At 39.1% G+C, this 1,506-nt stretch carries 1 pseudogene; it reads right to left on the bottom strand.

Annotated features, from left to right (window positions below):
* Window positions 1–65 precede the first annotated feature (65 nt).
* Window positions 66–1,228: pseudogene (locus tag NW212_RS15315) on the bottom strand (IS4 family transposase).
* Window positions 1,229–1,506: the final 278 nt, after the last annotated feature.

Genomic DNA, 1,506 nt, shown 5'->3' with positions numbered 1-1,506 from the left:
AACATATTTTGTTGTTGAACAAGGAATAACTGGAATACACTACTGTCCACTAAAAATGGACAAGGTTAAAAATTAAATAAATTCGGTTCACATGAATCATATCGGTCTTTGACATTTTTGAAATTCGATTTGTCAAACAAGTCACAGAGATGTGTTTTGTCGGTCAGAGAGATTCCGAGAATTTGGAGAACTTCATAGACGCTGCGTTCTAATTTCATATCGTGCTGGACTATTGCTGCCAAACAGTAAGTAATTATCGCACAATAGATTTGTATGCGTACTGCGTTTTCCGATGTTCCCCAGAACTTCTTAATCCTGAGGTGTTGTTTTATCCATTTGAAGAACAGTTCAACACTCCATCTGTTTCGATAAAGCGATGATATCAACTCCGCAGATGCGTCAAGACTGTTTGTCAGGAAGATATATCGTGTACCGTCTTCAGGATTCTCAACGATGAGTTTTCTAAGTTCCTCGGGATAATCCTTAGAACTTTTATAAACCGTAAAGCACCCGATTACATCCGAAACTACACCTTCCGGCATCTTCGTTTCCAGGTTTTAGGCTTGATCCGTACATTTGTTTTGGCTCGTACAACGAAGAAAGCACCTATACGACTTATCGTATTAAGGTTGCTGAAATCGTTATATCCGCGGTCGAATATGTAGTGCGCTCCAGATTCGTACGGTATCTCAGGCATAGCCTTTGAATCGTGAATGTTGGCAGGTGTAATGTGCACAAATGCAGGTACTTCCGCTTCAACATCATAGAGCGTATGCAACTTTATTCCGCCTTTATGTTTGCGAAATTTAGCCCATTCAAACACCGACAGACACAAATCAACCGTTGTAGAGTCAAATGCGTAAACATGACCGTCAAGTTCGAATATTTTATTGATTCTACGCTTGCGGGCCTCGGCAATCATGAATGTTGCATACTCTTCGAATATGCGGCAGTTACGTTGCTCATTGGCCTTGCTGAGATTGCTCCGCGTTACAGACTTCCCGATTCCGAGATGGTAGAGTTTCCCAGCGTGTGCTTCCATAGCCACAACCAGATTCCGGAGGCTCTCCCGATTGGAAAGCTGACCGAAGATCATCGTAAGCAACTGATTCCAACAGGTATAGCTTTTGATATACTTGTTGCCATTGTATTTCTTCACAATGTATTTGAATTTCTCGTAATCAAGGAATTTAACTAATTGAGAGAAAACGTACTCGTCTTTAAACATAACGGTCTGATTTTGACCGCAAAGTTAAATTCAAGTTTCGGAAATCTAAAATTGCCTATAACAAATTGAATTTCAATAATTTCAAAGAATTTCTATGATTTTTTAGTGATATTCAGTAAATATAATAAAATTAGCCAACTAATTCATACACAATGTATTGCGAATTAGTTGGCTTTTTTGTATCTTTAGATATTCCCCCGAAAATAAGGTTTGGCAGCCCAAACGGGGGAAATCCCCCAACAAAGATATGGCTAAGATACAAAATATTTCGGAAATAC

The organism is Bacteroides sp. ET225 (assembly GCF_024733745.1).
GTDB classification, from domain to species: Bacteria; Bacteroidota; Bacteroidia; order Bacteroidales; family Bacteroidaceae; genus Phocaeicola; species Phocaeicola excrementipullorum.
This window is presented reverse-complemented; position numbering and strand designations above follow the sequence as displayed.